The sequence below is a fragment of the Caldimonas taiwanensis NBRC 104434 genome (genome assembly GCF_001592165.1).
Lineage (GTDB): Bacteria > Pseudomonadota > Gammaproteobacteria > Burkholderiales > Burkholderiaceae_C > Caldimonas > Caldimonas manganoxidans.
In genome coordinates, this window is record NZ_BCWK01000057.1 from 1 (window position 1) to 2,128 (window position 2,128).

Consider the following 2,128-nt stretch of genomic DNA (forward strand, 5'->3'; position numbering starts at 1 on the left):
CGGACAACGCGCGAGCGGACGACCTCGGGCTGGTCTTCGACTCGGATCCGCGGCACGACAGGCGGAGCGACACCGTCACTCCGCTAGCGGCGGAGGCTCACGTGAGCGAAAGCGAACGTGAAGCGATGCGTGAAGCGATGTGATCCTCTCCGGGCAGACGAGTCGGCGCGGCAACGCCGTGCCCGACGTCGGACCTCGCCGCTGCGGCCCCGGCTGCCTGGCGCGGACGACCCCGGGACTACTCGCCGTCCCAGTAGTCCAGACCGTCCTTCACCCGCCCCATGTAGGCGAAGCGGTGCTCCGGGTCCAGCACGCCGAACTTGCCGGAATCGGGGTAATGGCAGACCTCGGGCGTGCGCGCAGTGCTCACCGCCAGTACCTTCAGCTCGGCGGTGCCGGTGTTGACGATCTGGTGCGCGGTCTCCGAGCCGCCGGCCGGGCAAGCAATCACGTCGCCCGCGCGGATCGGATGCGTCTGCCCACCGACGCGCAGCACGCCCTGGCCTTCGATCACGAAGAACATCTCCTCGTTGACGGTGTGGCAGTGGTAGGGATATGCCCGCTTGCCAGGCGCGATGACGGTGACGTTGTAGCCGAGCTGGCGAGCGCCGAGCGCGCGGCCGATCAGCGCGGTTCGGCCGCCGTAGCGCTCGGCCGGCATCTCGGAGCCCCAGAGACGGGAGAGGTCAGCGAGGTCGGTGTAACTCGCGTCGTTGATGTTGAGGATGGGTCGGTCCATGCGTGGCCTCCTGGCGTTGGGTGGAGCAAGGCCTGCAGCCTACTTTAGGATTGCGGACAGTTTCGGTCCTCATTCGAAATCTGCATGCTGCCCGCCTCGTCCCGCCTCCTGAGGCTGCTCGGCCTGCTGCAACAGCGCCGCTCTTGGAGCGGGCCGCAGTTGGCCGAGCGGTTGGGTGTCACGACGCGCACCGTCCGACGGGATGTAGAGCGACTGCGCGGACTCGGCTACCGGGTGCGGGCGCTGCCAGGTGCCGAGGGCGGCTACCACCTCGAGGCAGGCACCCAGCTCCCGCCCCTGGCCTTCGAGGAGGACGAGGCTCTCGCGCTCGCGCTCGCATTGCGAAGCGCTGCCTTGGGCGGCGTGCGCGGCTTGGAGGAGTCCGCTTTGGTGGCTTCGATGAAGCTCGAGACGCTCTTGCCGGCGCGGCTGGCGCGCCGCCTCAAGAGCCTTTTCGATGCGGTGCAGCCACTGACGAACGCAGCACCGGCCGCCGACCTGGGCCATCTCGCTGCGCTGGCCGACGCCAGCGAGCTGCAGCAGGTGGTCGAGCTGCGCTACCGCGACGTACAGGGCCGCTCCAGCGTTCGTCGGATGGAGCCAGCTGGCCTCGTGTGTGCAGAGTCGCGCTGGTATCTCGTCGCCTGGGACCGCGGACGCGCGGACTGGCGCACTCTGCGCGTCGACCGCATCGAGGACGTACGCACAATGGGGGACGCCTTTTCCCCGCGCCCCCTTCCCGCCGAGGACGGCGTAACGGGCGGCAGCCGAGGCAAGGCCTCTGCCCGGCCACCGACGCGGGCCGATCTGGCCGCTTTCGTCGCACGCCGCATCTCCACCGACGTCTACCGCGTGCAGGCGCGGGTAGTGTTGCATTCGCCCGTCGACGCCGCGCAAGAGCAGATCTCCCCGTTGGCCGGCCGCCTTGAGGCGCTCGGGCCGGCTCGCTGCCGGCTCGTCACGGGCGCCCACCGGGTGGCGGCGCTGGCCGCTTGGCTGCTCAGCCTGGACGTGGACTTCGAGGTGGAGTCGCCGCCCGAACTGCAGGCCTGCCTGCGCCGCATGCAGGCCCGGCTCGAACGCACGCTGGCACCTTCCTGAACGAGCGACCGACGGGCAGCTCGGAGAGGGCATTCCAGCGTCCTCCACGCGCTGGCCGAACCGACGCGTCGCGCAAGGCTTGTGGGCGCGGCAGCCGGCCCGCACAACGTCGGCGAATCGGCCACATCGTTCGAGAGTTCGCAACTGGTTTTGGACTCCCCGCGGCACGACAACCAGAGAGACACCGCCGATCCGGTTGCGGCCGCCGGTGCCACAAGCCAAACACCGAACTTCAGGACTGACACCGATGCTCCCCCACCTCGCCGCCCGCCTGTTCGGGACGCCCCT

The 2,128-nt window shown here is 69.7% G+C and carries 2 protein-coding genes; one reads left to right on the forward strand and one right to left on the reverse strand.

The features are described 5' to 3' along the window. Positions 1-238 precede the first annotated feature (238 nt). Positions 239-739 carry a cupin domain-containing protein gene (locus CTA01S_RS15970; RefSeq protein ID WP_062196837.1) on the reverse strand — a complete coding sequence of 167 codons (501 nt, stop codon included), beginning with the start codon at positions 737-739 and terminating at the stop codon, positions 239-241. 84 nt (positions 740-823) lie between these two features. Here CTA01S_RS15970 and CTA01S_RS15975 point away from each other — a divergent pair, with 84 nt between their 5' ends. Next, on the forward strand, positions 824-1,840 hold the full coding sequence (locus CTA01S_RS15975) for a helix-turn-helix transcriptional regulator (RefSeq protein WP_062196838.1): 1,017 nt from the start codon (positions 824-826) through the stop codon (positions 1,838-1,840). Positions 1,841-2,128 lie beyond the last annotated feature (288 nt).